We start from the raw sequence: 2,704 nt of genomic DNA, 5'->3' as shown, positions 1-2,704 counted from the left end.
AAATAATTTTATGGCACAACTCGTTTTTTCTAAAGTTGATGAGGGAAATCTTTTGAAGCGTTCATTCAATTTTAAGTTTGCGGGCATTTATAACTGATTTATGTTATATTACAACTTTTAAATCAGCGAGTAAGGCAGGAATTGTCAAGGGTATCGTTTTAATAGAAGTTCATATGGAAAAATATAAATTTATTACCGAGTTCGAATTGCGTTCCTCTCCCAAAGTGCTTTTTCCATATATATCAACCCCGTCCGGCCTGGAACAGTGGTTCGCCGAGAAAGTGACGGTACTGCCTGATCACCGCTTCGATTTTCAATGGGACGGCGACAGCCACATCGCGCGCCAGACCGCTCTTCGTATTAACAAGGCAGTTCGTTTTGACTTTGAAAACACAAGTGACGATAATCTCGACAACAACCATTTGGAACTAAAATTAGAAGTGAGTGAGTTAACTCAGACAACTTTCCTGCGGGTTATCGACTATTCATCGAACCGCGATCAGGATGAGCTTGCGTCATTGTGGGAAGGCTTTATTGATAATCTTAGAGAAATAGTTGGTAGTTGATGAAAAAGCTGGATAAGCTTGTTTTAATGTCTTTTTGGGGGCCGTTTATTATTACAATGTCGGTCGTAGTTTTCGTGTTCCTGATGCGGATCATGATCTTCTACATTGATGATTTTGTGTCCAAAGACCTCGGTATCACGGATTACGCGCAGCTTTTCTTCTTTTTTAGTCTCATTACAGTTCCGACTGCATTGCCGCTGGCTACATTGCTGTCTTCACTGATGGCATTTGGGAACCTGGGGGAGTTTTTCGAGCTTACTGCTATCAAAAGTGCTGGGATTTCTGTCACGAGAGCAATGCTGCCGCTGTTTATCGTAACATTCGGGATTAGCGTGTTTTCCTTCTTTTTTAATGACAGAGTGTCTCCCTGGGCTAACTTGAAGGGTTACAGTCTTTTATACGATATTAAAACAACAAAGGCGACACTGAAAATCAAGGACGGGATCTTCTATAATGATTTGCCGGGTTACAGTATTAAGGTTGATAAAAAAGAAGAAAATGGCAGGCTTAAAGGAATGGTTATCTATAAGCATAGCAACCGTTCCTACGAATTTGGCAATACCGAGGTGATCCTTGCAGACTCGGGAAGAATGTATTCCATTAATGATAACCGCTACCTGGTGATTGAGCTTTACAACGGAACCAGGTATACAGACGAGGCAAATTCGTCCACTTCGAGGCCAGTGTACATTTCTGCCGGTGGGGCTATGACTCGGGGATTTCCCAATTTCAGCCGCAATTCCTTTAATCAATACCGGCTAACTGAAAGTCTGGCGTCGTTTGGAATGAAGCGGACAGACGAAGGCCAGTTTAAGTACCATGAATTCATGAAAAACATAACGGATCTGACAAAAACGGCAGATTCGCTGCGTACTTCTTATGTAGAAACGCGTAAAAACCTGGTACCCGGAAGTCAGCAGTATTATTCCTATAATTACCGTGAAGGCACTGACAAGACTTTAAAAAAAGGAGCGTGGGTTGATTCTTTGCTGGCGAAACCGGTCTCTGACAGTTTGAAAAAAGAAATTCTTGAAAATGCGAAGGGCGCTGCGAACAGTATGCTGAGCTACACCAAGTCGCAGCAGGATTACCTTCAGACAAAACTGAAAGATGCAAACCGCTACGAATTGGAAAAACACCACAAGTATACCAATGCAATTTCCTGCCTGATCATGTTTTTGATAGGCGCGCCGCTGGGTGCTATTATCAAAAAGGGAGGATTCGGGGTACCGGTATTAGTATCAATCCTGTTCTTTATACTTTTATATGTATTGACGAACCAGGGTGATAAATGGGTGAAAGAAGGATTGGTTGCAGTGCCTCTGGGCGCGTGGTTGGCCAATACTGTGCTGTTGCTGGCGGGTTTATATTTCATCAGCAAGGCAAGAAGCGACTCGCGCTTATTTGAAAAAGATGTTTACCAAATGCAGTATAAGAGAATAAAAGCTTGGTTGGCAAGTAGATTTGGTAAAAGCCAGCTTATACAATCACAGTAAAATTATATTTTTTAAATCGCTGTAAAATCGTACTTTTGCATCCTTATTTACGGCAAGGTGCTGTAAAATACTTCCCATACAATTTAATCTGTTGTTACAATCATGTATTTAACCGCGGAAAAGAAGAGCGAGATCTTCGAATCGAAAGGTTTTAAAAAAGAGAGCGGAGACACTGGCTCAGCTGAATCACAAATTGCTTTATTTACGTACCGCATCAACTATTTGAACGAGCACTTAAAGACGCACAAGAAAGACAATGACACGCGTCTTGGTTTGCTTAAAATGGTTGGAAAGCGTAGAAGATTGCTAGACTATCTTTACAAAAAGGATATTAACCGCTACCGTGCGATTATTGCCGAATTGAACATACGTAAGTAATTTAAAATCAGGGAACTTCAATCACATGTAAGTTCCCTGATTTTTTGCGGAATTAGAAAAATCATCGGAACGTCAGGACGGCGTTTCACAGCTACAAAAATCACTATTCTATGCTTTTTAATATAGTTAACAAGACTATACCCTTACCTGATGGCAGGGAAATCACTATTGAAACAGGAAAATTAGCAAAACAAGCCGACGGTTCGGTAGTTGTCAGACTGGGTAACACCATGTTGCTGGCGACAGTTGTGGCTAATAAAGATA

4 protein-coding genes are annotated in these 2,704 nt (G+C 41.2%); all 4 read left to right on the top strand.

Annotated features, from left to right (window positions below; all coding sequences use genetic code 11):
• The first annotated feature begins 173 nt into the window (after positions 1–173).
• Positions 174–566 (top strand): START-like domain-containing protein, encoded by a 393-nt coding sequence (locus ACTIE6_RS22275; protein WP_439558726.1) that lies wholly within the window; start codon positions 174–176, stop codon positions 564–566.
• Positions 566–2,062: an LptF/LptG family permease gene (locus ACTIE6_RS22270; protein WP_439558725.1), complete on the top strand. Its 1,497-nt coding sequence runs from the start codon at positions 566–568 to the stop codon at positions 2,060–2,062. The genes ACTIE6_RS22275 and ACTIE6_RS22270 overlap by 1 nt, the downstream gene beginning before the upstream one ends.
• Positions 2,063–2,164: 102 nt before the next feature.
• The gene (gene rpsO / locus ACTIE6_RS22265) at positions 2,165–2,440 is read left to right on the top strand and encodes a 30S ribosomal protein S15 (RefSeq protein ID WP_031527901.1); all 276 of its coding nucleotides are present in this window, start codon (positions 2,165–2,167) and stop codon (positions 2,438–2,440) included.
• Between the two features lie 110 nt (positions 2,441–2,550).
• A partial coding sequence (locus ACTIE6_RS22260; RefSeq protein WP_439558727.1) for a hypothetical protein occupies positions 2,551–2,704 on the top strand: 154 nt, incomplete at its 3' end.

The sequence above is a fragment of the Dyadobacter sp. genome, assembly GCF_051859145.1.
Classification (GTDB): domain Bacteria; phylum Bacteroidota; class Bacteroidia; order Cytophagales; family Spirosomataceae; genus Dyadobacter.
The sequence above is the reverse complement of the archived record's forward strand: the minus strand, read 5'-3'. Positions and strand labels throughout refer to the sequence as shown.

Coding starts and splice junctions, on each gene's coding strand:
- ACTIE6_RS22275 (WP_439558726.1), top strand. CDS start 174: ATGGAAAAATATAAATTTATTACCGAGTTCGAATTGCGTTCCTCTCCC.
- ACTIE6_RS22270 (WP_439558725.1), top strand. CDS start 566: ATGAAAAAGCTGGATAAGCTTGTTTTAATGTCTTTTTGGGGGCCGTTT.
- rpsO (WP_031527901.1), top strand. CDS start 2,165: ATGTATTTAACCGCGGAAAAGAAGAGCGAGATCTTCGAATCGAAAGGT.